This is a genomic window from Catellatospora coxensis (genome assembly GCF_016862635.1).
Lineage (GTDB): Bacteria > Actinomycetota > Actinomycetes > Mycobacteriales > Micromonosporaceae > Catellatospora > Catellatospora coxensis.
Genome location: NZ_BONI01000009.1, coordinates 40,127 through 61,353, shown reverse-complemented (window position 1 = coordinate 61,353; position 21,227 = coordinate 40,127). Strand labels below are relative to the sequence as shown.

21 protein-coding genes and 2 pseudogenes are annotated in these 21,227 nt (G+C 73.6%); 12 read left to right on the top strand and 11 right to left on the bottom strand.

Annotated elements, in window-relative coordinates; all coding sequences use genetic code 11:
• Window positions 1-117 precede the first annotated feature (117 nt).
• The 4 genes and pseudogenes from Cco03nite_RS07545 to Cco03nite_RS07530 all read left to right on the top strand — a co-directional run bounded on the left by Cco03nite_RS07545 (window position 118) and on the right by Cco03nite_RS07530 (window position 2,375).
• Entirely contained in the window at window positions 118-741 is a 624-nt protein-coding gene (locus Cco03nite_RS07545) for a TetR/AcrR family transcriptional regulator (protein ID WP_203690234.1), read from the top strand.
• Window positions 742-929: 188 nt separating this feature from the next.
• Window positions 930-1,475, top strand: a pseudogene (locus Cco03nite_RS07540) (LLM class flavin-dependent oxidoreductase); the annotation flags it as partial.
• Window positions 1,476-1,550: 75 nt separating this feature from the next.
• A complete protein-coding gene (locus tag Cco03nite_RS07535) occupies window positions 1,551-1,844 on the top strand; it encodes a hypothetical protein (protein ID WP_203690232.1) in 294 nt (97 codons plus the stop codon).
• Window positions 1,845-2,021: 177 nt separating this feature from the next.
• Window positions 2,022-2,375, top strand: coding sequence for a UBP-type zinc finger domain-containing protein (locus Cco03nite_RS07530; protein ID WP_203690230.1), 354 nt, complete (start codon window positions 2,022-2,024; stop codon window positions 2,373-2,375).
• On the opposite strand, the gene Cco03nite_RS07525 is transcribed toward Cco03nite_RS07530, so the two are convergent.
• From Cco03nite_RS07525 to Cco03nite_RS07490, 8 genes are all read right to left on the bottom strand, one after another.
• Window positions 2,365-3,444 carry an LLM class flavin-dependent oxidoreductase gene (locus tag Cco03nite_RS07525; RefSeq protein WP_203690228.1) on the bottom strand — a complete coding sequence of 360 codons (1,080 nt, stop codon included), beginning with the start codon at window positions 3,442-3,444 and terminating at the stop codon, window positions 2,365-2,367. The genes Cco03nite_RS07530 and Cco03nite_RS07525 overlap by 11 nt on opposite strands.
• On the bottom strand, window positions 3,444-4,487 hold the full coding sequence (locus tag Cco03nite_RS07520) for an aldo/keto reductase (RefSeq protein WP_203690226.1): 1,044 nt from the start codon (window positions 4,485-4,487) through the stop codon (window positions 3,444-3,446). The genes Cco03nite_RS07525 and Cco03nite_RS07520 overlap by 1 nt, the downstream gene beginning before the upstream one ends.
• Window positions 4,488-4,506: 19 nt before the next feature.
• Entirely contained in the window at window positions 4,507-5,841 is a 1,335-nt protein-coding gene (locus tag Cco03nite_RS07515; protein ID WP_203690224.1) for an LLM class flavin-dependent oxidoreductase, read from the bottom strand.
• Entirely contained in the window at window positions 5,838-6,572 is a 735-nt protein-coding gene (locus Cco03nite_RS07510; protein WP_203690222.1) for an ABC transporter ATP-binding protein, read from the bottom strand. Before Cco03nite_RS07510 ends, Cco03nite_RS07515 begins: the two co-directional genes overlap by 4 nt.
• Complete coding sequence (locus Cco03nite_RS07505) at window positions 6,548-7,387, bottom strand: ABC transporter permease (RefSeq protein WP_203690220.1); 840 nt, start codon at window positions 7,385-7,387, stop codon at window positions 6,548-6,550. The genes Cco03nite_RS07510 and Cco03nite_RS07505 overlap by 25 nt, the downstream gene beginning before the upstream one ends.
• Complete coding sequence (locus tag Cco03nite_RS07500; RefSeq protein ID WP_203690218.1) at window positions 7,384-8,445, bottom strand: ABC transporter substrate-binding protein; 1,062 nt, start codon at window positions 8,443-8,445, stop codon at window positions 7,384-7,386. Before Cco03nite_RS07500 ends, Cco03nite_RS07505 begins: the two co-directional genes overlap by 4 nt.
• A gap of 390 nt (window positions 8,446-8,835) precedes the next feature.
• Window positions 8,836-12,246, bottom strand: coding sequence for a S8 family serine peptidase (locus Cco03nite_RS07495; RefSeq protein ID WP_239167189.1), 3,411 nt, complete (start codon window positions 12,244-12,246; stop codon window positions 8,836-8,838).
• Between the two features lie 182 nt (window positions 12,247-12,428).
• A complete protein-coding gene (locus Cco03nite_RS07490; RefSeq protein ID WP_203690215.1) occupies window positions 12,429-13,073 on the bottom strand; it encodes a hypothetical protein in 645 nt (214 codons plus the stop codon).
• 167 nt (window positions 13,074-13,240) lie between these two features.
• Here Cco03nite_RS07490 and Cco03nite_RS07485 point away from each other — a divergent pair, with 167 nt between their 5' ends.
• Complete coding sequence (locus Cco03nite_RS07485; RefSeq protein ID WP_203690213.1) at window positions 13,241-13,567, top strand: hypothetical protein; 327 nt, start codon at window positions 13,241-13,243, stop codon at window positions 13,565-13,567.
• 351 nt (window positions 13,568-13,918) lie between these two features.
• Here Cco03nite_RS07485 and Cco03nite_RS07480 read toward each other — a convergent pair whose 3' ends face one another.
• Window positions 13,919-14,890, bottom strand: coding sequence for an Acg family FMN-binding oxidoreductase (locus Cco03nite_RS07480; protein WP_203690211.1), 972 nt, complete (start codon window positions 14,888-14,890; stop codon window positions 13,919-13,921).
• Between the two features lie 113 nt (window positions 14,891-15,003).
• Here Cco03nite_RS07480 and Cco03nite_RS42225 point away from each other — a divergent pair.
• Both Cco03nite_RS42225 and Cco03nite_RS42775 read left to right on the top strand, forming a co-directional pair.
• A pseudogene (locus Cco03nite_RS42225) lies at window positions 15,004-15,207 on the top strand (ATPase); the annotation flags it as partial.
• Window positions 15,187-15,417, top strand: a complete 231-nt coding sequence (locus Cco03nite_RS42775; RefSeq protein WP_275412014.1) for a histidine kinase — start codon at window positions 15,187-15,189, stop codon at window positions 15,415-15,417. The pseudogene Cco03nite_RS42225 and the gene Cco03nite_RS42775, both read left to right, overlap by 21 nt.
• Here the strand turns inward: Cco03nite_RS42775 and Cco03nite_RS07470 are convergent.
• Entirely contained in the window at window positions 15,317-15,958 is a 642-nt protein-coding gene (locus tag Cco03nite_RS07470) for a response regulator (protein WP_203690207.1), read from the bottom strand. The two genes, Cco03nite_RS42775 and Cco03nite_RS07470, sit on opposite strands and share 101 nt — an antisense overlap.
• 132 nt (window positions 15,959-16,090) lie before the next feature.
• On the opposite strand from Cco03nite_RS07470, the gene Cco03nite_RS07465 reads away from it, so the two are divergent.
• The gene (locus Cco03nite_RS07465; RefSeq protein WP_203690205.1) at window positions 16,091-17,089 is read left to right on the top strand and encodes an Acg family FMN-binding oxidoreductase; all 999 of its coding nucleotides are present in this window, start codon (window positions 16,091-16,093) and stop codon (window positions 17,087-17,089) included.
• Between the two features lie 32 nt (window positions 17,090-17,121).
• Here Cco03nite_RS07465 and Cco03nite_RS07460 read toward each other — a convergent pair whose 3' ends face one another.
• Window positions 17,122-17,928: a LysR substrate-binding domain-containing protein gene (locus tag Cco03nite_RS07460; protein WP_239167188.1), complete on the bottom strand. Its 807-nt coding sequence runs from the start codon at window positions 17,926-17,928 to the stop codon at window positions 17,122-17,124.
• Between the two features lie 92 nt (window positions 17,929-18,020).
• On the opposite strand from Cco03nite_RS07460, the gene Cco03nite_RS07455 reads away from it, so the two are divergent.
• The 4 genes from Cco03nite_RS07455 (at window position 18,021) to Cco03nite_RS07440 (ending at window position 21,214) form a co-directional block, all read left to right on the top strand.
• On the top strand, window positions 18,021-18,479 hold the full coding sequence (locus Cco03nite_RS07455; RefSeq protein WP_239167187.1) for a DUF5997 family protein: 459 nt from the start codon (window positions 18,021-18,023) through the stop codon (window positions 18,477-18,479).
• 61 nt (window positions 18,480-18,540) lie between these two features.
• Entirely contained in the window at window positions 18,541-19,443 is a 903-nt protein-coding gene (locus Cco03nite_RS07450; RefSeq protein ID WP_239167186.1) for an RNA polymerase sigma-70 factor, read from the top strand.
• A gap of 68 nt (window positions 19,444-19,511) precedes the next feature.
• The gene (locus Cco03nite_RS07445) at window positions 19,512-19,754 is read left to right on the top strand and encodes a hypothetical protein (RefSeq protein ID WP_203690203.1); all 243 of its coding nucleotides are present in this window, start codon (window positions 19,512-19,514) and stop codon (window positions 19,752-19,754) included.
• Window positions 19,751-21,214 (top strand): peroxidase family protein, encoded by a 1,464-nt coding sequence (locus Cco03nite_RS07440; RefSeq protein ID WP_203690201.1) that lies wholly within the window; start codon window positions 19,751-19,753, stop codon window positions 21,212-21,214. Before Cco03nite_RS07445 ends, Cco03nite_RS07440 begins: the two co-directional genes overlap by 4 nt.
• Window positions 21,215-21,227 lie beyond the last annotated feature (13 nt).

Genomic DNA, 21,227 nt, shown 5'->3' with positions numbered 1-21,227 from the left:
CTCCCTGGGGTGGGGCTCCGGCGAAACGTTACCTAGCACCTAGTAGGTAGTAGCCTGGCTGTAACCTAGGGCCTGTGCCGCGCCGCGGCAAGGGGTGCAGCGAAAGGTGGCGTGCCGATGACCGTGCCGGTGTACCGGCGGGACCGCGCCCGCCTGCCCGCGGCTGAGCGCCGCCGCCAGATCATGGAGGCGACCGCGCAGCTCATCGCCGAACGCGGGTTCTGGGGTTTGTCGATGCAGGACGTCGCCGACCGGTGCGGGCTGACCGTGCCGGGGCTGCTGCACCACGTCGGCTCCAAGGACGGCCTGCTGGTCGCCGTCCTGGAGCACCGTGACGCGGAAGACGCCCGCTCGCTGGCCGCGCAGCTCGGCGTCGACGACCTCACCGCCCCGTGGGCCGGCGGCGAGCTGCCGCCGGGCGTGGACCTGCGGCGGATGTGCGCCGCGCTGGTGCGCCGCAACGCCGGGCAGCCCGAGATCGTACGGCTGTTCGCCGTCCTCGAGGCCGAGTCGCTCGCGCCCAGCCACCCCGCGCACGACTACTTCGCCGCCCGCCAGGAGCACACGCTGGCCGTGTTCGCCGCGCTCGCCAAGGACCTCAGCCCCGAGCCGCACGCGCTGGCCCGCCAGCTCATGGCCATGATGGACGGCCTGCAGATACAGTGGCTGCGCTCCCCGCAGACCAACGACCTGGTCCAGGCCTGGGAGGACGCGGCGGAGCTGCTCTTCGTCGATCGCTGACCCTTCCGGGCCGGTAGCGTTCAGGGAGAGCGGCGTCAACGGCACCCGTCCTCGGCCTTCCGAGTTCCGTGCCGGGCGAATAGGCTAGCAATCCGGTCGGAGATGTGGGAAAGCGCGGGCCGGTAGCCGAGGAGAGCACCATGACGTTCCACTGGTTCCTGCCCACGTCGGGCGACGGCCACGAGGTCGGCGCGTCCGCCGCCGCCGAGCAGGTGGCGGCCAGGCTGTCCGACGTGTACCTGATGTGGGGCGAGCCGCCGGCGGCGATCGGCGAGCGAGCCGCCCGGATGCGCGCCCTGGCCGCCGAGCAGGGCCGCACTCTGCGGCTGGGCCTGCGCATCCACGTCATCGCCCGGCCGACCGCCGAGCAGGCCTGGGCCGAGGCCGACCGGCTGCTGTCGGGCATGGACCCCGCGCGCATCGCCGCCGCGCAGCAGCGTTTCGCCCGGATGGAGTCGGTCGGCCAGGCACGCATGGCGGCCCTGCACGGCGGCCGGGCCGACGGCCTGGTCATCGCGCCGAACCTGTGGGCCGGGGTGGGCCTGGTCCGGGAGGGCGCGGGCACCGCCCTGGTCGGCAGCTACGCCGAGGTCGCCGAGCGGATCGGCGAGTATGCCGCGCTCGGCGTCGACGAGTTCATCCTGTCGGCGTGGCCGCACCTGGAGGAGGCCCGCCGCGTCGGCGAGCACGTGCTGCCGCTGGTACGCACCACAATGGACAGGGCCGAGGTTTGACCACACCCCCTACATCAATTTCGGATTCCGATGGATCACCTACAGCTCGCGCGGCGTCTCCGGATCACACCGCGCATGTTCCTGCCCGACGACCGGTATGCGACGCTCGTCGCCTTCCTGGAAGGCGGTAATGCGGTCACGAATGGGGATTTTCTGCGGGGCTTCAACGAGTGGGTGCAGGAGCGACTCCACGGCCCCGGCTACCGGAGTTCCGTGCACTGGTCGGCTGAGATAGCCGAGTCGGTCGCCGGCCGTGCTCGCAACGGGCTGACCATGACCGAAGCGCTGGAGGAGCAGGCGAAGGAACGGCTTCTGGACGAGCTCGACGGGTTCCTGTCGGCCGACCCTCGGCCGGCGACGGTCGACTGACAGACGTGAGCTGCCGGTTTCGGATCCGGCAGGGCTTCGGTCCTGCCGGATCCGAGACTCCGGTCGCGGTCACGCGAGGAGCGCGCACCACTAATCCGTTCCCGCTGCGGCGGGGTGGCGATCCTGGCATCCTGAAGCTGCGGCAGCCGTATGCTGCCGCGGTGGGCGGGTCAGAGCATGAAATATGACGAGTCGGTGATCGACCCGAGCGTGCCGCCGAGCGGCCCGGGGTGCGTGGAATGCGAGCAGACCGGCGGCTGGTGGTTCCACCTGCGGCGCTGTACGGCCTGCGGCCACATCGGCTGCTGCGACAACTCCCCGGCCCAGCACGCGACCGGCCACGCCAAGGCGACCGGGCACTCCGTCATCTGCAGCTTCGAGCCGGGCGAGGACTGGTTCTGGGACTACCGGACCGAGCAGTTCATGCGTGGGCCGGCGCTGGCCGCGCCCACGCACCACCCGAACGACCAGCCCGCGCCCGGCCCTCGCGGCCGGGTGCCCGCGGACTGGCAGTCCAAGCTCAACCCGTGACCGGTTCCTCGCGGAGCAACGGCAGCAGCCGCTCGCCCTGACGTCTGATCTCCGGCAGGTACGGCGTGTCGGACAGCACGAAGTGCGTGACCCCGAGTTCCCGGTACCGCCGCAGCGAACGGGCCACGTCCTCGGCGGATCCGACCAGCCAGGTGGTGCCCGCGCCGCCACCGCCGAACCGGCCGGGAGCCGTGTACAGGTTGTCGTCGAGCACCTCGCCGCGGGCGGCGAGGTCGAGCAGCCGCCGCTGCCCGACGGCGGCCCGCCAGCGCGGGTCGCGCGCCGCTGGGTCCTGCCCGTCGGCCATCTTCGCGACCTTGGCCTCGGCGTCGGCCCAGGCCTGCTCCGTCGTGTCGCGGACCAGCGTGGTGATGCGCAGCCCGAACTCCAGTGGCGCGTGCTCGCGTTCCAGCTTCTGCTCCAGTTCCCGCAGCCGTTCGATGCGCTCGCGTACGCCGTCGAGCGGCTCGCCCCAGAACAGCTGCACGTCGGCGTCGGTGGCGGCGACCTGCTCGGCGGCCTCGGACGCGCCCCCGAAGTAGAGGCGCGGGTGCCTGCGGTCGCCGCGTACGACCGTGCGGGGCACCACGGTGGCGCCGGTGACCCCGAAGTGCTCCCCGTGGTACGTCACGTTCTCCTCGGTCCACAGCCTGCGGACGATCCGGAGGAACTCCCGGGTGCGGTCGTAGCGCTGCGCCTGCTCACCCTCCTGATCGCCGTACGCGGCCAGGTCGTCCTTGCCGGACACGATGTTGACCAGCACCCGCCCGCCGGTGAGGTGGTCCAGGGTCGCGGCGGCCGAGGCGAAGTGGGCCGGCCGCCAGTAGCCGGGCCGGATCGCGATCAGCGGCTGGAACGTCGTGGTCTGCGTGGCCAGCGCGGTGGCGACGGTGAAGGTGTCCGGCCGTCCCCAGCCGGTCCCGAGCAGCGCCCCGCCCCAGCCGTGCTCCTCCAGCGCCTTGGCGTGCCCGACCAGGGTCTGCAGGCTGTTGTGGCCCTCGACGGCGTCGTCGCCGCGATGGCCGGGTCTGGCCTGGTTGGGGATGTACCAGAGGAACTCGGCGCTCATCACGCCTCCTTCGCGCCGCGGCGGCGCTGCGCGGGGTCGGCCAGCGACGGCGGCACGTAGCCGGCGTCGGCCTGGTTCAGCGTGGTGCCCGGCGCGACGATGGCGTCGATGCGGTCGAGCACGTCCGCGGACAGCGTCACCTTGCCCGCGCCGAGCTGGGACTCCAGGTGCGCCAGGGTGCGCGGCCCGATGATCGCCGAGGTGACGGCCGGGTGCTGCAGGACGAACGCGAGCGCGAGGTGGATCAGCGACAGCCCCGCCTCGTCGGCCAGCGCGGTCAGCTCGGCGACGGCGGTCAGCTTGCTCGCGTTGGCCGGCACGGCCGGGTCGTACCGCGCCGGGAAGCGCTCGGCGCGGCGGGACACCGGCCCGTCCGCCCCGGTCTGCGGCCGCCCGGACAGCCAGCCACCGGCCAGCGGGCTCCACGGGATCACCGCCAGGCCGTGCCGCTGCGCCACCGGCAGCACCTCGCGTTCGGCGCCGCGCGCCAGGATCGAGTACGGCGGCTGCTCGCTGACCACCCGCTCCCGGCCCCGCTGCTGCGCGATCCACTGCCCTTCCACGATCGCGGACGGCTCGAACGTGGACGTGCCGAGGTAGCGGACCTTGCCCTGGCGGACCAGGTCGGACAGCGCGCCGAGGGTCTCGTCGAAGTCGGTGTCCGGCTCGGGCCGGTGCACCTGGTACAGGTCGATCCAGTCGGTGCCCAGCCGCCGCAGGCTGTTCTCGACGGCCCGGTGGATCCAGCGGCGGGAGTTGCCGCGGTGGTGCGGGTGCTCGCCGACCTGGCCGTGGAACTTGGTGGCGAGGAAGACGTCGTCGCGCCGCCCGCCGGCCAGCGACTTGCCGACGATCTGCTCGGATTCGCCGTGGGAGTAGACGTCGGCGGTGTCGATGGCGTTGATGCCCTCGTCGAGAGCCCGGTGGATGATGCGGATGCCGTCCTCGTGGTCCGGGTTGCCCCGGGCGCCGAAGTTCATCGCGCCGAGCGTCAGCGTGCTGATCTGCACGCCGGTGCGCCCGAAGGGGCGGTAGTCGACCATGGTGGGTCCTCTCTGCGGGTCAGTGGGCGGCGGCGGGCTGCCGTGTGTGCCGGTTGGCGGGGCGGGGCAGGCCGTAGTGCTCGCGCAGGGTGCTGCCGGTGTATTCGGTGCGGAACAGGCCGCGGCGCTGCAGGATCGGCACGACGTGGTCGACGAACGTCGCCAGCCCCGACGGCAGCACCGGCGGCATGATGTTGAAGCCGTCGGCCGCGCCGCTGCGGTACCACTCCTCGATGGCGTCGGCGACCTGCTCCGGAGTGCCGGCGAAGGTGCGGTGGCCGCGCCCGCCGCCGAGGCGGCCGATGAGCTGGCGTACGGTCAGCCGCTCGCGCTGGGCCAGCGTGACGATCAGCGTGTACCGGCTCTTCGCGCCCTCGATCTCGTCCTCGTCGGGCAGGTCGGCGGGCAGTTCCCGGTCCAGGTCGAGGTCTTCGGGGGCGACCCGCAGGGTGGTGGCGAGCTGCATTCGGGCGTACTCCGGCTTGATCAGCCGGTCCAGCTCGGCCTCCAGCGCGAGGGCTTCGGCCTCGGTGGACCCGATCGCGGGCACGATGCCCGGCAGGATCTTGATCGTGTCCGGGTCGCGGCCGGCCTGCGCGGTGCGCCACTTGAGGTCCCGGTAGAACGCCTGGGCCTCGGCGAGGGTCTGCTGGGCGGTGAAGACCGCCTCGGCGTAGCGGGCGGCCAGCTCCTTGCCGTCCTCCGACGAGCCCGCCTGCACCAGCAGCGGGTGGCCCTGCGGCGAGCGCGGCACGTTGAGCGGCCCGGCGACCCGGAAGTGCCGTCCGGTGTGCTCCGGTGGGTAGAGCAGCGTGTCGTCGCCCCACCGGCCGCCGTCCTTGTCGCCCAGCGGCGCGGCGTCGTCCCAGCTGTCCCACAGCTTCAGCGACACGTCGACGAACTCGGCGGCCCGCTCGTACCGTTCCCGGTGGGCGGGCAGCTCGTCGAGGTTGAAGTTGCGGGCCGCGTCCACGCCCGCGGTGGTGACGATGTTCCAGCCGGCCCGGCCGCCGCTGATGTGGTCCAGCGAGGCGAACCGGCGGGCCAGGTTGAACGGCTCGTTGTAGGTGGTCGACGCGGTCGCGATCAGCCCGATGTGCTCGGTCGCCCCGGCCAGGGCGGTGAGCAGCACGGTCGGTTCGAGGGTGCCGGACGGCCGCCGCCCGATGCTGTTCCACAGCACGGGGCTGTCGGCGAGGAACAGCGAGTCGAGCCGGCCCCGTTCGGCGATGCGGGCCAGGTGCTTGAAGTGCTCGACGTCGGTCTGCGCGAACGGGTCGCTCTCCGGCAGCCGCCAGGCGGCCTCGTGGTGGCCGACGCCCATCAGGAACGCGTTGAGGTGCAGCATGGTCATCCTTCCGTCTCGACGCCCAGCGAGCGCAGCAGCGACTCCCGGTACGCCTGGAACCGCGGCTGCCGGTGGGAGCGCGGTTCGGGCAGGTCGATGGTGGTGTCGACGGTGATCCGGCCCTGGTCGATCACCAGGACCCGGTCGGCGAGGGTGACGGCCTCGTCGACGTCGTGAGTGACCAGCAGGACCGCGGGCCGGTGGCGGCGGCACAGCTCGCGCAGCAGGTCGTGCATGCGCAGCCGGGTCAGCGCGTCCAGCGCGCCGAACGGTTCGTCGGCCAGCAGCAGGTCCGGCTCGGAGACCAGGGCGCGGGCCAGCGCGACGCGCTGCTGCTCGCCGCCGGACAGCTGGTGCGGCCAGGCCTGCTCGCGCCCGGACAGGCCGACCTCGGCCAGGGCCGCCCGGCCGCGCTGCGGGGCGTCCGGCCCGGACAGGCCGAGCACGACGTTGTCGAGCACGTGCTGCCAGGGCAGCAGCCGGGCGTCCTGGAACACGACCGAGGACTTCTCCGGCACGTCGATCGCGCCGGAGCCGGCCACGTCGCGGTCCAGTCCCGCGAGCGCGCGCAGCAGGGTGCTCTTGCCCGAGCCGCTGCGGCCCAGCAGCGCGACGAATTCGCCCGCGCCGATCTCCAGGTCGAGGCCGTCCAGGACGAGGCGGTCGCCGAAGCCGCGCCGCAGGTCCCGGGTGCGTACCGTGCGGGTGCCGGTCAGTCCGCCAGGGTGCGTCGCCATGACAGCGCCTTCCGCTGGGCGAGCCGTACGGCGCCGTCGGACAGCAGCCCGAGCAGGCCGTACAGCACGAGGCCGACGATGATGACGTCGGTCTGGCCGTACTGGCGGGCCAGCTCCATCATGTAGCCGATGCCGCTGGTGGAGTTGATCTGCTCGACGACCACCAGGGACAGCCACGCCCCGACGACCGCGAAGCGCATCCCGAGCAGGAAGCCCGGCAGTGCCCCGGGCAGCACGATCCGGCGCAGGAACACCCCGGGCCGCAGCCGCAGCGACTCGCCCAGCTCGACGTAGCGGCTGTCGATGCTGCGCAGGCCGTTGTGGGTGTGGATGTAGACCGGCACGAAAACGCCGAGCACGATCGTGATGATTTTCATCTGCTCGCCGATGCCGAGCCAGAGCACGAGCAGCGGGATCAGCGCGACGCCCGGGATGGCCCGTTTGATCTGGACCGGCCCGTCGAGGATCGCCTCGCCCCAGCGGCTGAGCCCGGAGAGCAGCGCGAGCACGGTGCCGATGGCGGTGCCGACGGCCAGGCCGAGCCCGGCCCGCTGGGCCGAGACGGCGAGGTTGTCCTGCAGGCGGCCGTCGGCGATGAGCTCGCCCGCCGTGGTCACGACGGTCCAGGGCGCGGACAGGGTGCGGGTGTCGAGCCAGCCCGCCGCGGAGCCGATCGCCCACAGCGACAGCAGCAGCAGCGGCCCGAGGACCGCCCCGAACGGGAGGGGCCGGCCGGGTCCGAGCCGGCGGCGCGGCCTGCGGGCGGGTACGGCAGCCGCGGACGTGCGCGGCCGGGCGAGCACGGAGGCGGTCACCGGGCACCTCCGGCGGCCAGCGCGTCGGCGGCGACGGTCTCGTACCGCCGGTCGTACAGGTCCTCGGCCTTGAGCGGCTTGTTGCCGGTCTCCTTGGCGAGCAGGTCGATGGTCTCCTGGTGGCGGGAGATCGCGTCGTTCCACGTCGGCGGGATGTCGGCGACACCGGCGTTGGCCACGATCCACCGGCCGTCCTCGACGGTCAGCCCCTGGTCCTTGACGTAGTACCGGTCGATCCACTCGTCGGGGTTGGCCTCGCGCCAGCGCCAGGCGCGCGCCCACACCTGCACGTACTGGCGGATCGCGGCCGCCTTCGCCGGGTCGGCGAGCACGGTGACCGGCGCGTACAGGTGACCGGGGTCGTCGCGCAGCCCGTGCGCGATCGTCGTCGCCCCGTCCTTGCCGTACTTGGACTCGTACCGCTTGACCTGCACGCCGCCGATCGGGGCGACATCGACCTGCCGGGCGGCCAGCGCATTGGCGTAGACGTCGCCGGTGCTCGGCAGCTCGATCAGGTCGACGTCCTTCTTTGCCAGCCCGGCCTTGTGCATCACCCGCAGCACCAGCGCGCCCTGGGCCTGGCCCGGGCTGTAGGCGACCTTCTTGCCCCGCAGGTCGGCGAGGGTGGCGACGGCGACCCCGGGCGCGATGCCCAGCCGGTAGACGGCGTGGTCGAGCGGGTCCTGGCGGAACTTCGAGGCCACGATCTTGGTGGGGATGCCGGTCCAGTGCGAGTGGATCGGCGGGATGTCGGCGACCGAGCCGATGTCCAGCGCCCGGGCGCGGAAGGCCTCCAGGGTCTGCGGGCCGCCGCTGAGGTTGGCCCACTCCACGTCGAACGTCAGGTTCTTCGCCTCGCCGGAGAACTCGATCGCCTTCTGGTGCTCCTTGTCGCCCACGACGAGCTTGGTGCCGGTCGGCGTGGACTCCAGCAGCGGCGCGGTGAGGGCCAGCGCGGCGGCCGGGGTCTCGTCCTGGGCGCACCCGGTCAGGCTCAACGCGACCGCGCCGAGGGTGGCGGACAGGAACGTGCGGCGGTCCAGGGATGGGGGTTTCACAGGGGTCTCCTTCGTCGTGCGGGGACGCAGAGATGGAAGGCGGCATGAGGGTTGTCCCGGCGACGGGGTGCGCGTCGGTCGGGTGTGGACGAGCACGGCGCGGCAGGGCGCGGCCGTGGATCGGGAGGGAGGCGGCAGCCGGTCGGCTTCGTCGCGAGAGGGGGCGGCGCTGCTCAGCAGCAGCCGCGCGCGGTGGTCCAGCAGCGGCAGCAGCCCCGCGACACCGCGACTGCGGTGGCGTCGAGCGGGGTCTGTCGGCTGGTCATGGTGGAGACGTTATCCCACATCTCCTATCTGTGAAATAGGAGTTCCAATTAGTGGGATTCGGCAGCAAAAAGTCGTGCCGGGCCAGGCGTTCGCCCAGCCCGGCACGAGAACCGGAGACGTGACTCAGCCGGCGCGATACGCCCGGATGATGGTCTGCTCCACCGCGCTGCCCGCGGAGGCCGCTACCTTGACCCGCAACGACACCGACTGCCCGGCCGACGGCGTCGGCAGCGTCGCGCCGAAGCCGTCACCGCGGGCCGTCACGGCCGCCGGCTGCCAGGTGGCGCCGTCGTCCAAGGAGGTCCACAGCCGGAACGACGTGACGTCCTGCCGGGGCACGCCGTGCGCCTGGCGGACCTTGAACTCGGCGGCGCCCCCGGTCGGCCGGTTCGCCACGTCCAGCGGCAGCGCGTAGTCGACCGACAGCAGCGCCACCGGGGCGCTGCCGGTGCCCGCGGGCCCGGCCGACCGGAACGTCCACGCGGTGGTCACCCGGGTGGAGACCGGCAGCAGGACGCTCGCGTCCAGGTCGTACGTGAGCCGGTAGGCACCCGCGGCCGCCGGGATCGCGAAGTCGCCGAACGACTCCGGGTACTGTCCCAGCAGGACCCCGTTGCGGTGCAGGGTCAGCGTCCGGGTCGTCTCCGACCAGCCGTCGCCCCAGCCCAGGCAGTCGAAACGCTGATGCTCGTCGGTCAGGTCGACCAGCTCGACATGCAGCACGCCGCGGGTGCGCGACACCGGCGCGGGCCGGCAGCCGCTCGACGACGGCGCCGGATCGTCGTACCAGTCCGGCCGCAGCGGCTGGCGCACCCACACCTTCTGCTGCCGGCTGCCCGGCTCGTACCGGCGCAGCGACTCCTGCGTCACCACGCCGTAGCCGATGTTCGCGTCGTAGAACGCCTCGTCCTTCCAGGAGTAGTCGGGCGTGACGTAGTCCACGCGGTCACCGGACAGGCCGTGGGTGTCCGCCTCGGCGATGTACCCGCCCGTCGGGCTGTACCCGTACCGCTTGTGGCCGACGTACGTGTCCTCCTTGTCCAGCAGGTGGAAGCGCTGGTCGATGCGGGCCAGCCGGGCCTGCTCGGCTACGCCGACCCGGTAGGCGAGATCGTCCGGGATCCGGTGGCCCAGCGGCCGGATCAGGTCGTACAGGAACGGGCTGGGCCCGTCACCAGGAGCGACCAGCGAGTACGAGGCGTACGCGTCGAACGTGCCGACGCCCGGCCCGTCGGTCGGGGTGGCGAACACGCTGCCCTTGCCCGCGTCCGCGCCCCACGCGAAGGCGAAGTCCGACCAGCCCGGCCCGTGCCGGGGCACCTGCTCGTAGGTGAGCCCGACCGCGTTCGCCACCGTCTCGACTCCGTCCACGGCGGCCGTCACCGGCTTGGCCCGCGCGCCGTCGAGCACGAACGCGGTGTCCGCGGCCACCGTCACATCGGGATCGCCGACCAGGCCCATCCGCGACGACGCCTCGCCCAGGTCCCAGATCGACGACACGATGCTGTACCGGCCGGCGGGCACCCGTGCCGTCACGGTCTCGCCGGGCGGGACATCCCACCGGCGCGCGTACAGCGCGCGGTCGTCGAGGTTCACCACGATCGCGGAGACGTACACGTCCGAGCCCTCGGGGGTCTGCGGCAGGGGAGTGGAGGTCAGCGTCAGGTCGTAGCTGGGCGGCTCCACGTAGAAGGTCACCGGCGTGCTGGACACGAACCCTCCGCCGAACGTGTGCGCGGTGACCACGGCCGTGTACAGCCCCGGCGCGGCCGCGAGCCGGGACCGGTCGATCCGCAGGCCGACCGTCGCCTTCGCGCCGGGCGCGAGGACCGCCGACGACGCCGACAGGGTCGCGGTGCGGGGCACGGCCGTCCCGTGCCGGTCGGTGACGGCGACGCTGAACCGGAGCTTGGCGGGTTCGGCTGAGGTGTTCGACCACGACAGCGTCGTGCGCGCGATGCCGGACTGCGGGTACGGGAACGTCCCGAGGTTGACGACCGGCTGCTCGCTGACCGCGCCGCTCAGCGCACGGACGACGTTCAGGCGGCCCGCGCCGACGGTGTACGGGTCCGCGCCGGCCAGCGGCTCGCTCGCTCCCACCAGCGCGGCCTTGTACTGCGCGGGTCTCCAGTCCGGGTGCCGCTGCGCCAGGATCGCGGCCGCGCCCGCGACGTGCGGGGCGGCCATCGAGGTCCCGGACACGGCCGTGTACCGGGCGTCGATCACCCGGCCGATGCCGGTGCCCGCCGCCCGCGCGGCGACGATCTCCACGCCCGGTGCGACCAGCTCGGGCTTGGCGGCCCACGTGTTGACCAGCGGGCCCCGACCGGAGAAGTCCGCCGGCACGTCGGCGGCGTCCACCGCGCCGACGGTCAGCGCCGAGGCCGCCGCGGCGGGCCACGACACGGTGCCGTCCGCCGGGCCGTCGTTGCCCGCGGCCACCACGAACAGCGCGCCGTGCTGCTCGGTCAGCGCGTCCACGGCCAGTGACAGCGGGTCGGTGCCGTCGCTCGGCTCCCAGCCGCCCAGGCTCATGTTGATCACATCGGCGCGGGTGGCCGCCCACTCCATCCCGGCGATGATCTGCGAGTCGGTGCCGTACCCGTAGTCGTCGAGCACCTTGCCGATCACCAGGTCGGCCTCGGGGGCGACACCGCGCCGCGCGCCGCCGGAGGCCGCGCCCGTGCCCGCGATCGTGGCCGCGACGTGGGTGCCGTGCCCGAACCGGTCGACGCCGTCACCGTCCTCGGTGCTGAAGTCGGCCCACTGGGTGACGCGGCCCTTCAGGTCGGGGTGGGTGAAGTCGACGCCGGTGTCGAGCACCGCCACCTTCGCGCCCCGGCCGGTGAAGCCCGCCGCCCACGCCTGCGGCGCGCGTACCTGGCGCAGGTTGGCGTCGAGGCCCGCGCCGCCCGCTTCGGCTGTGGCCCGCACCTGGCGGTCCAGCCACACCCGGGTGCCGGAGCCGGTCGCCGTACGGGCAGTGGTGAGCTGCGACAGCATGGTCGTGAACTCGGCGGCCTTCGCCTTGGGCCGGCGTCCGGCGACGGCCCCGATGCTCGCCAGCTCGCGCGTGCGGTCGAGCCCTGCGGTCAGCGACTGCCTTGCCTGCGGCCCGCTGCCCTGCCGCACGATCAGCGGGATGTCCTTGGCCCGCGCGTCGTCGTGGCCTTCGAGGATCAGGGTGGTCACGTCGAACAGCGCCTCGTCCAGCACCGAGCCGATCAGCGCAGCGGCCTGCGCCGGCACGACCCGCACGTGCCCGTCGGGGCCGCAGTTGCGGTGCAGCACGCCGCTCGGCTTCGCCGGCCGGACCGACACCAGCGGGCAGCCCTGCGGCCGCGTCTGCACCGTCACCACGTCGCCGGTCAGCAGCGTCACCGTGTACTGCTTGCCGGCCGGCAGCAGGGTGGGAGCCGCGGGCGCGGCCCCGGCGGGCTGCTCGGCGGCACCGGTGCCCGCGCCGCCGACCGAGGCGACGAGCACCGCGATCAGCAGCGCGAGCAGGAGATTTCGGGGTCCGATGTGGAACACACCGACTCCTTTCAGGATCGAGGCCGCCGTCGAGGGAGTGACCGGCGTGCCTCTGTCCATAACGGAACCCGGGCGGCGCATGGTTGTACGAGTCCACAGAATTGCCGTGTTCCGCTGTGAATCGCCTGGGCAGACGGCTGGGGCGGCCCGCCAAACGGCGGGCCGCCCCAGGGACCGGTGCCTCAGGCGTCGATCCGCTCGCGGCCCGGGGTGGCCTCGACCGGGGCGAAGGCCACCGTGCGGGGGGTCGTGAAGGCGTGCACGAAGCCCGCGACCGACAGCAGCGCCAGCACCAGGGCGGCGAGGTAGGCGACCAGCGCGGCCTGGCCCGCCTTGACGCCGAACTCGCTGAATCCGTAGGTGGTCAGCAGCAGGCCGCGCAGGGTCTCGCCCTTGAACACGGTCTCCCGCTGCGCGGTGACGTCGGTCAGCTGCTGCTGCAGGGCGGCGAGGTTCGGGTCGTTGTTCTTGGCCGCCTCGGCGACCTGGGTGCGGAGCTGGGCCTGCGGGACGCCCAGGTCGGCGTAGGTCCTGCCGCCCGCGGTGTTCTTCAGGTGCAGGCCGATGAACTCGTTGGCGTACACCTCGGCCTGCTTGCCGGTGGTCAGCTGCTGCCCGGCGTACTCGACCAGACCCGGCTGCTCGCGCTCCTCGGGGGTGAGGGTGTCCAGGGTCTTGAACGTGATGTTCTGCTGGGTGAGCTGGTCGGCGACGTAGGTGCGGGCGAAGTCGGCGTTGGCCGACAGCACCACGCCGGCGATCGTCAGCAGGATGGCGACGGCCACGCCGCCGAGGCTGAACATGAGGTCGAGGGTCCTGCGCTTCATCGTCGTCTCCTTGGACGTCGGGGGTCTGCACCCAGAATCCCGCCCGTCACACCGGTCACAGCAGAGTTCGACGGCCCCTCGTGACGGGACCAAAGACTCCCCACCGGGCGGACCGTGGACCCGCCTATCCTTTGCGGAGCAGCGCATTCGTCGAGAGGGGCCCGCAGGTGAGCGGGGAGCACCGGGTCGTGATCCGGGTCGCGGGAAACACCGGCGGCCCGGCGCTGTTCGCGTTGCGGGCGAAGGGCTGTGCAGTCTCGCTGAGCTACCTGCGCGAGGGACCCGGCGAGTACACGGCCGAGTACACCGCGGCCAAGGACGGCTGCCTGTTCAGCGCCGGCACACCGGAGGAGCTGCTCGGGCTCGTCGCGATGTGGGAGGTGCGCGGCGACGACTGGCGCGCCGGCACCGACGACGAGCGGTCATGGCGCGTCGCCCTCGAACAGGCGGCGACGGTCCATGACCGCGACGGCAACGTGGTGGACGACGACTAGTGCTCGTCGACGGTGGCGGTCTGCTCGAACGGCAGCCGCAGCGCCCGCACGAGCCGCATCGCCTGCGCGGTGACGGGGACGTCGCCGGTGACGGTGACGGTCGCCAGGTGGTCGGGGCGGTCGGTTCGGGCAGCGGGCGCACCGCGGTGTCGAGGCCCTGGGCGTGCAGCGCCGTCTGGGCGTGGTGCAGCGCGGCGCCGCAGCTCACCAGCAGCATCCGCTGGTCCGGATCGGTGCCGGGCAGCGCGCGGGTCGTGTCGGAGTACAGGTCGAGCCGGTCGGGGTGGATCTGCCAGTGCCACGGCTGGGTGTTGTGGATCGACGGTGCGTGCCCGGGACTTTCGCCACTGCTCACCTGTGCTCGGTCAGCACGTCCGCGACCGGCCGCCGCGACGTCGGACCAGTGGCGACCGCGTACCCGGCGCGCAGCAGCATCTGTGGCGCGCCGCGGCGGTGCATGCCCAGGCGCAGCTGCTCGCGGATGGCGGGCACGTCGATCGGCTGCGAGGTCAGCGAGGTGGCCAGCCCGGCCGCGGTGGCGGTGAGCAGCACCCGTTGCAGGCCCTGCCCGGCGCGCAGGTCGTCGTGCGGGGTGTCGCCGTGCGCCCCGAGGAGCGCCACGAACGGGCTGGACTCGTAGTCGCGTCCCGGTGGGCGGGCAGCGCCGCCGAAGTCGCGGCGGGTGAACACGTCCTGCGGTTCGGGTGCCGGGCCGCCGTCGCGGCGGGCCACACCGTCGGGGCTGGCCGGGTCGTCGCGGATCCACGCGGCCAGCTCCGCCCGGTAGCCCGGCGTCTCCAGCAGCAGCTGGTCGGCGACGCGGACCAGCCCGGCGACCAGGTCCTGGGCCACCGGGCCGAGGATCAGGTCGAGCCAGCACCCCTCGGCGTCGGCGGCGTCGTGGAGCCTGGCCCGCACGTCGAGCGGCACGGCCGTGTCCAGGAACGGGCCGCGGTTGCTGTGCCGCCGGCCGATCGCGGCATGCAGTTCCTGCTCGGCGGGGGTGGCCGGGTGCGGGCCGACGGCGCGGACGCGCGCCAGGTGCAGCGGCTCGGCGGCTCCGGCGTCCAGCAGCGTCTCCGTGGACCAGCCGTGGTGGGCCAGGGCGAGGCGGGCGTTGAGGATCGCGCCGCCGCACGACACCCGCAGCGCCCGGCCCGTCGGGTCGCTGACCGGCAGCAGCCGGGACGGGTCGGCGTACACGTCGATGGTGTCGGACCCGAGGTGGAAACGCCACGGCTGGGTGTTGTGCACCGACGGCGCGCGCACGGCGGCGGCCACGGCGGCCCGCAGGGCGGTGTCCAGGTCGGCTGACGTCTGCATGGCCTCCACTGTCGTCGCCGCGGGCGGGCCTGTTCAGGGCCGTTGGTCCCGACCTTGCGGGACCTGCCGCGGTACGCGGACCGGCCGGGCGGGCGCGGATGGCCCCGGCCGTCGAGTTCATCACCCACGGCATGACTCCGGAGCAGCACGCGGCGACCGGCGCGCTGCCCACCGGGCATGGTGTGCTCGGCCTGCTGATCAGCGACCCGGAGCCGGTCCGGATGGCCGACATCTCCACCCACCCGCGCTCGGTCGGCTTCCCGGCGAACCATCCGCCGATGCACAGCTTCCTCGGCGTGCCGACCCGGATCCGCGACCACTCCCGGGACCTGCACGACGTGGTCATCCAGCGGCTCTTCGCGACCGGCCCGCAGCTGCAGACCGTCGCGTCGCTGGCCGCCGGCCGCCCCGAGCTGGCCGGCCGGATCAGCGCGGCGGCCGCTCGCCCAGCTTCACCGCGAACACCGCCGCCTGCGTACGCCGTTCCAGGCCGAGTTTGGCCAGCAGGCTCGACACGTAGTTCTTGACCGTCTTCTCGGCCAGGTACATCCGTTCGGCGATCTGCCGGTTGGTCAGCCCGTCGGCGACGTGGCCGAGGATGCGGCGTTCCTGCTCGGTCAGCGCCTTGAGCTGGTCGGGCTCGTGTCGCGGGTTGCGGATGCGTTCGAGGACCCGCTGGGTGACCGCCGGGTCCAGCAGCGACTGGCCCGCGGCGACCCGGCGTACGGCGTCGACGAGATCGGTGCCCTTGATCTGCTTGAGCACGTATCCGGCGGCCCCGGCCATGATCGCGGCGAACAGCGCCTCGTCGTCCTCGTACGAGGTGAGGATCAGGCCCTTGATGTCCGGGTCGACGGAGCGGACGTCGCGGCAGACGTCGATGCCGCTGCCGTCGGGCAGCCGGGCGTCGAGCACCGCGACGTCGGGGCGCAGCGCGGGGATGCGCCGGGCGGCCTCGGCCGCCGAGCCGGACTCGCCGACCACCTCGATGTCGCCGCCCGCCTGCAGCAGGTCGCACAGGCCGCGCCGGACCACCTCGTGGTCGTCGAGCAGGAACACACGGATCACCCCCGCATTGTCCGCTCCGGCCGCTGTGCCGGGGAAGGGACCAAAGACCCGTCCCCGGCCGGGACCCTCGCCCCGCCCGACGCGGGCCGGCCGGCACTGCCCGCCGGCCCGCGCCGGGCGGACAGTGAAGGCATGACAGCAGTCGAGACGAACCGCGAACAGGTGCTGCGCGACGCGGCCCGCACCGCGCTCGCCGCGCCGTCGGTCTTCAACACCCAGCCGTGGCGCTGGCACGCCGGTCCGGACGGGCTGCGCCTGTACGCCGACCGCCGGCGCTCGCTTCCCGTCGCCGACCCGGCCGGCCGGCTGCTGACCGTCAGCTGCGGGGCCGCGCTGCACCACGCCCGCACCGCCCTGGCCGCCGCCGGGCACGACGTGCAGGTGCGGCAGCTGCCCGACCCGGCCGACCCGGACCTGCTCGCCGAGCTGCGCATCGTCGGCCCGTACCGGCCGCACCTGGCCGAGCTGCAGGCGAGCGCGGCGATCAGGCGCCGCCGCACGGACCGGCGGCCGTTCACCTCCGAGCAGGTCACCGAGGCCGAATGCTGGGCGCTGATCGTCGCGGGGGAGCGGGAGCACGCCCACGTGCACCTGGTCGACATCGACCAGATCCCGGTCCTGGCCCTGGCGGCCGTGCGGGCCGGCGCGCTGCAGCTGTCCGACGCCGACTACCGGGCCGAGCTGGCCGACTGGACGCACCGTCCGCCGTGGAGCGGCGAGGGGGTGCCCACCGAGACCACGGTGCGGGCGGTGCAGCGGCGGGTGCCGATCCGCGACTACGCGCCGTTCGGCGGGCAGACCATGCATCCGGGCCGGGACACCGACGCCGGAGCCCGCTACCTGATCGTCTTCACCGACGACGACACCCCGCCGGCGTGGCTGCGGGCCGGGCAGGCGCTGTCCGCGGTGCTGCTCACCGCCGCCGTGCACGGCCTGGGCAGCGCGCCGATCAGCGACGTCACCGAGGTCGCCGACACCCGCGACGAGCTGCGCCGGCTGCTGCCGGGACTAGGCGAGCCGCAGGTGTGCGTCCGGGTCGGCCATGCCCCGCCCGGCGAGCCGCCGCCTGTCACGCGCCGGTCCGCCGAGGAGTCGATCGATGCCGTCACCCCGAACCGGGGACAGCCGTGACCGGCGGCGGTTCCGAACCTGCCGCCTGGTGATCAGCGGCCGCGCCGCTTCGGGGTGGTGCGGGGGCTGGGTCCGCCGCGCCGGGCGGGTGTCCGCTTGGCCGGGGGTGTGGCGCGGGGCGCGGCCTTGGCCGCCGGGCGGGCGGGCGGTTCGGGCTGGGCGCGGCCGCGGGTGCTGTTGGCGGTCCGGCCGCGGACGATGCCGATCATCTCCTCGACCAGGTCGGTGTACCGGTCGCGGGGCCACACCAGCCCGATCGACGACGTCGGGGCGTCGGTGACCACGCGGTAGGTGAGGTCGCGGCGCTGGTGGGCGCGGGCCAGCGACTGCGGCACGACGAGCACGCCGACCCCGGCGGCCACGAGTTCGACGGCGTCGGCCGTGGTGTCCGGGCGGTGGTCGAGCACGGCCGGGGCCCCCGGCACACCGGTCCAGTCGATCACGTTGTCCATGGGGCTCAGCAGCATCTCGTCGGCGAGGTCGGCGACGGTCAGCTCGTCGCCGGCGGAGAGCAGGTGGTCGCGCTGCACGACGACGACCGTCACCTCGGTGTACAGCGGGATGGCGTGGAAAGTGTCCTGGTCGACGGGCATCCGCAGCAGGCCGGCGTCGGCCTCCACGGCCAGCAGCGCGGCGGCGTCGGCGGCCTCGGCGGGCTCCACCCGCAGCTCCACCGCTGGCTGCCGCTCGGACCAGACCCGGGCCCACTTGTCGACGGTGACGCCGGGCACGGCCAGCAGGCGGAACGCGGGACGGGCGTCCTCGGGGTCGGGCACGGTTACCTCCGGAGCGTCGACCGGCCAGGCACCGGCGTACGGGCAGCGCTGCGGTTGGCGCAACCTGGTCAGGGTACCGGGAAGCCCGATGTGCCCGATCGGTGACGGCAGGCACCGCGGTCAGCGGCGGCCTGCCGGGCCGCTAGGCTGAGTCGGTGACCAAGCCCAAGAAGCCCCAGGTGATGAAGGCCGCCACGGCGGCGCTGAAGCTGGACGTGTACCTGCCGGCCACGCCTAAGGAGTTCCAGGAGAGCTTGGTGTCCCGCGAGGAGCTCGACGAGCTCCAGCGCAACCCCCCGCAGTGGCTGTCCGACCTGCGCCGCGACGGTCCGCACCCGCGCAGCGTGGTCGCCGCGCGGCTGCGGGTGTCCAACAGCGGGCTCGCCCGCGCCGGCATCACCGAGGCGCTCACCACCGCGCAGATCGCGGAGCTGGTCGCGGACCCGCCGGAGTGGCTGGTCGCGGAGCGCGCCACGCACGCCGAGGTGCTGCGGGAGCAGAAGCGCCTGAAGGAGCGGCAGGAGCAGGAGCCGGCGGCGAAGCCCGCGCCTGCGAAGCGCCCCGAGCGCCGGAAGACCCCGGCCGCGCGGGGTGGGCGCACCGCGCGCCGGTGAGCCGCCGCCCGGCCGGGGCGAAGCACGGACCCGGCCGGGAAAAGATCGTTAGCATGGATGGGTGCCGGCTCTGGGCGATCCGTCGGCGGCCGCTCTCGAAGAGGCTGCCTCGGTGTTCGCGAGCCTGCGCCCGCGCCTGTTCGGCATCGCCTACCGCATGCTCGGCAGCGCGGCCGAGGCCGAGGACATCGTGCAGGAGGCCTGGCTGCGCTGGCAGGCCTACGACCGCGACACGGTACGCGATCCGGGCGCGTTCCTCGCCACGACGACGACCCGGCTGGCGATCAACGCCGCGCAGTCGGCCCGTTCGCGCCGGGAGACCTACATCGGGCCGTGGCTGCCCGAACCGGTCGACACCAGCGCAGATCCCGCTTTAGGGGCGGAACGCGGCGAGGCGCTGGAAATGGCGATGCTGGTCCTGATGGAGAAGCTGACACCCACCGAGCGCGCCGCGTACGTGCTCCGCGAGGCGTTCAGCTACCCCTACCGGGAGATCGCCGACATCGTGCAGGCCACCGAGGACAGCGCCCGCCAGTTGGTCAGCCGGGCCCGCAAACGGGTCGCCGACTCCCCGCGCGAGTCCGTACGCCCGGCCGAGCAGCGGCCCCTGCTGACCGCGTTCCTGACCGCGGCCCGCACGGGCGACTTCGCCGCGCTGGAGGAGCTGCTCGCCTCGGACGTCGTCAGCTACTCCGACAGCGGCGGAGCGGTGCGCGCCGCCCGGATCCCGGTCGTCGGCCGCACGACGGTGGCGAAGTTCATCGTCGCGTTCGCCCCGCACTTCTGGACCGGGGCCGAGTTCACCTGGGTCGAGGCCAACGGCCGGCCGGCGGTGCTGATCTCGCGGGACGGCGCCGGCGTCGCGCTGGCGGCGATCCATGCCACGCCGGAAGGCATCGACCAGGTCATGTGGGTGATGAACCCCGCCAAACTCGCCCGGATCTCCGCCGCGAGGCCCGGATGACCGCACGAGCTGTCACAGGCCACCGGGCTGTCCGGTCTTAGCTGGTGGTGACCTGCCCTGGAGGAGACATGAACATCCCGACCGGCGACAACGCCTTCCTGCACGACCTGGAGGCCGAGGTCAGGGCCGAGCTGGCCCAGGCCGAGGCGAGCCTGCCCGAGGAGCAGGCCGTCGAGGTGCCCATCGACGAGTGGGTCCTCGATCCGGCGTACACCCAGAGCGAGGAGGTCGGCCTGCGCAACCTGCTCGGCGCGGTGCAGGCCGTGGAGGACGACTCCCGGCCCGACGACGGCCGCCGGAGGCGGGCATGACCGCGGGCCGTCTGCCCAACCAGGCCGGACCGGGCGACACCGGGGCATACGCTCGGCAGGTGAGCGGCGCTCCGGCACACGCGCACGGCAGCCGGGTCGCCGCCCGCGACCACTGCCTGAGCATGGCGCGCGCCGTGGACCGGCCCACCGGCGCGGCCCGCTACGGGCGCATGTTCCCCGGCCTCGCCCCGCTGGGCACCGACCCGCAGCTGCTGGTGCGCGCGGGCGTCGACGGCGGGGTCTGCGACGCCACCGCGGTCCTGGACCGGCTCGACCCCGGCCGCGACGACGCCGCCGAGGCCGCCGGCTGGCCCTTCTTCGGCCAGCTCATCGCCCACGACATCACCGCCGACCGCTCGCCGATCATGGGCGGCGTCGACCCGGAGGCGCTGCGCAACGCCCGCGCCCCGAAACTCAACCTGGAGATGGTCTACTCCGACGGCCCGATCGGCTCGCCGTACCTGTTCGACGTGCACGATCCGGCGAAGTTCCTGCTCGGGCCGGACGGCGGCGACGTGCCGCGCAACCAGCAGGGCGTGGCGCTGATCGGCGACCCCCGCAACGACTCGCACCTGTTCGCGCTGTCGCTGCACATGGCGCTGCTGCGCGCGCACAACCGCATCGTCGACCTGCTGCGCGAGGCCGGGACGGCCGAGGTCGACGTGTTCGACAAGGCCCGGATCACCCTCACCTGGCACTACCAGTGGATCGTGGTCCACGACTTCCTGCCGCGCCTGGTCGGCACCGAGCTGGTCGAGCAGGTGCTCGCCGAGGGCGGCCGGTGGTTCGCGCCGCCGGTCGGGCAGGCGTACATCCCGCTGGAGTTCGCCGACGCCGCGTTCCGCTACGGCCACGGCCAGATCCGGCACACCTACCGGCTCGTCGACGGCGGCCCGGCGGTGCCGCTCTTCCCGGACCTGGTCGGCTTCGGCCCCGTGCCCGCGGACCGCAGACTCGACCTCGCCCAGGTCTTCGACCTGCCCGGCCACCCGCCCGCGCAGCGGGCCAAACGCCTCGACGGGCGGCTCGCCGCCAGCCTCATCGGCCTGCCCGAGCAGGTCACCGGGGCGGTCGACACGGCGGCGTACCGCTCGCTGGCCGTCCGGGACCTGCTGCGCGGCGACACGACCGCGCTGCCCAGCGGCGAAGCCGTCGCCCGGCTGCTCGGGGTGGACCCGCTGACCTCCGACGAGCTGGAGCAGAGCTGGCCGGACGGCACCCCGCTGTGGTTCTACATCCTCAAGGAGGCCGAACACCGCGGCGACGGCGACCGGCTCGGCCCGGTCGGCGGCCGCATCGTCGCGGAGGTCCTCATCGGCCTGCAGCGCGCCGACGCCGCGAGCCACCTCAGCCTCGAACCGGACTGGCAACCGATCCTGCCCGCCGCCGGTGCGAAGTTCGGCATGGCCGACCTGCTCGCCCTCGGCCTCACCCCCGGCTCGGCCGACCGCCCGGCATGACCGCCCATCTCAC

What these genes read in the sequence shown, in the direction of transcription:
- Cco03nite_RS07440 (WP_203690201.1), top strand. Translation starts at nt 19,751, where the DNA reads ATGACCGCGGGCCGTCTGCCCAACCAGGCCGGACCGGGCGACACCGGG.
- Cco03nite_RS07525 (WP_203690228.1), bottom strand. Translation starts at nt 3,444, where the DNA reads ATGAGCGCCGAGTTCCTCTGGTACATCCCCAACCAGGCCAGACCCGGC.
- Cco03nite_RS07515 (WP_203690224.1), bottom strand. Translation starts at nt 5,841, where the DNA reads ATGACCATGCTGCACCTCAACGCGTTCCTGATGGGCGTCGGCCACCAC.
- Cco03nite_RS07490 (WP_203690215.1), bottom strand. Translation starts at nt 13,073, where the DNA reads ATGAAGCGCAGGACCCTCGACCTCATGTTCAGCCTCGGCGGCGTGGCC.
- Cco03nite_RS07530 (WP_203690230.1), top strand. Translation starts at nt 2,022, where the DNA reads ATGAAATATGACGAGTCGGTGATCGACCCGAGCGTGCCGCCGAGCGGC.
- Cco03nite_RS07510 (WP_203690222.1), bottom strand. Translation starts at nt 6,572, where the DNA reads ATGGCGACGCACCCTGGCGGACTGACCGGCACCCGCACGGTACGCACC.
- Cco03nite_RS07535 (WP_203690232.1), top strand. Translation starts at nt 1,551, where the DNA reads ATGTTCCTGCCCGACGACCGGTATGCGACGCTCGTCGCCTTCCTGGAA.
- Cco03nite_RS07480 (WP_203690211.1), bottom strand. Translation starts at nt 14,890, where the DNA reads ATGCAGACGTCAGCCGACCTGGACACCGCCCTGCGGGCCGCCGTGGCC.
- Cco03nite_RS07520 (WP_203690226.1), bottom strand. Translation starts at nt 4,487, where the DNA reads ATGGTCGACTACCGCCCCTTCGGGCGCACCGGCGTGCAGATCAGCACG.
- Cco03nite_RS07445 (WP_203690203.1), top strand. Translation starts at nt 19,512, where the DNA reads ATGAACATCCCGACCGGCGACAACGCCTTCCTGCACGACCTGGAGGCC.
- Cco03nite_RS07465 (WP_203690205.1), top strand. Translation starts at nt 16,091, where the DNA reads ATGACAGCAGTCGAGACGAACCGCGAACAGGTGCTGCGCGACGCGGCC.
- Cco03nite_RS07545 (WP_203690234.1), top strand. Translation starts at nt 118, where the DNA reads ATGACCGTGCCGGTGTACCGGCGGGACCGCGCCCGCCTGCCCGCGGCT.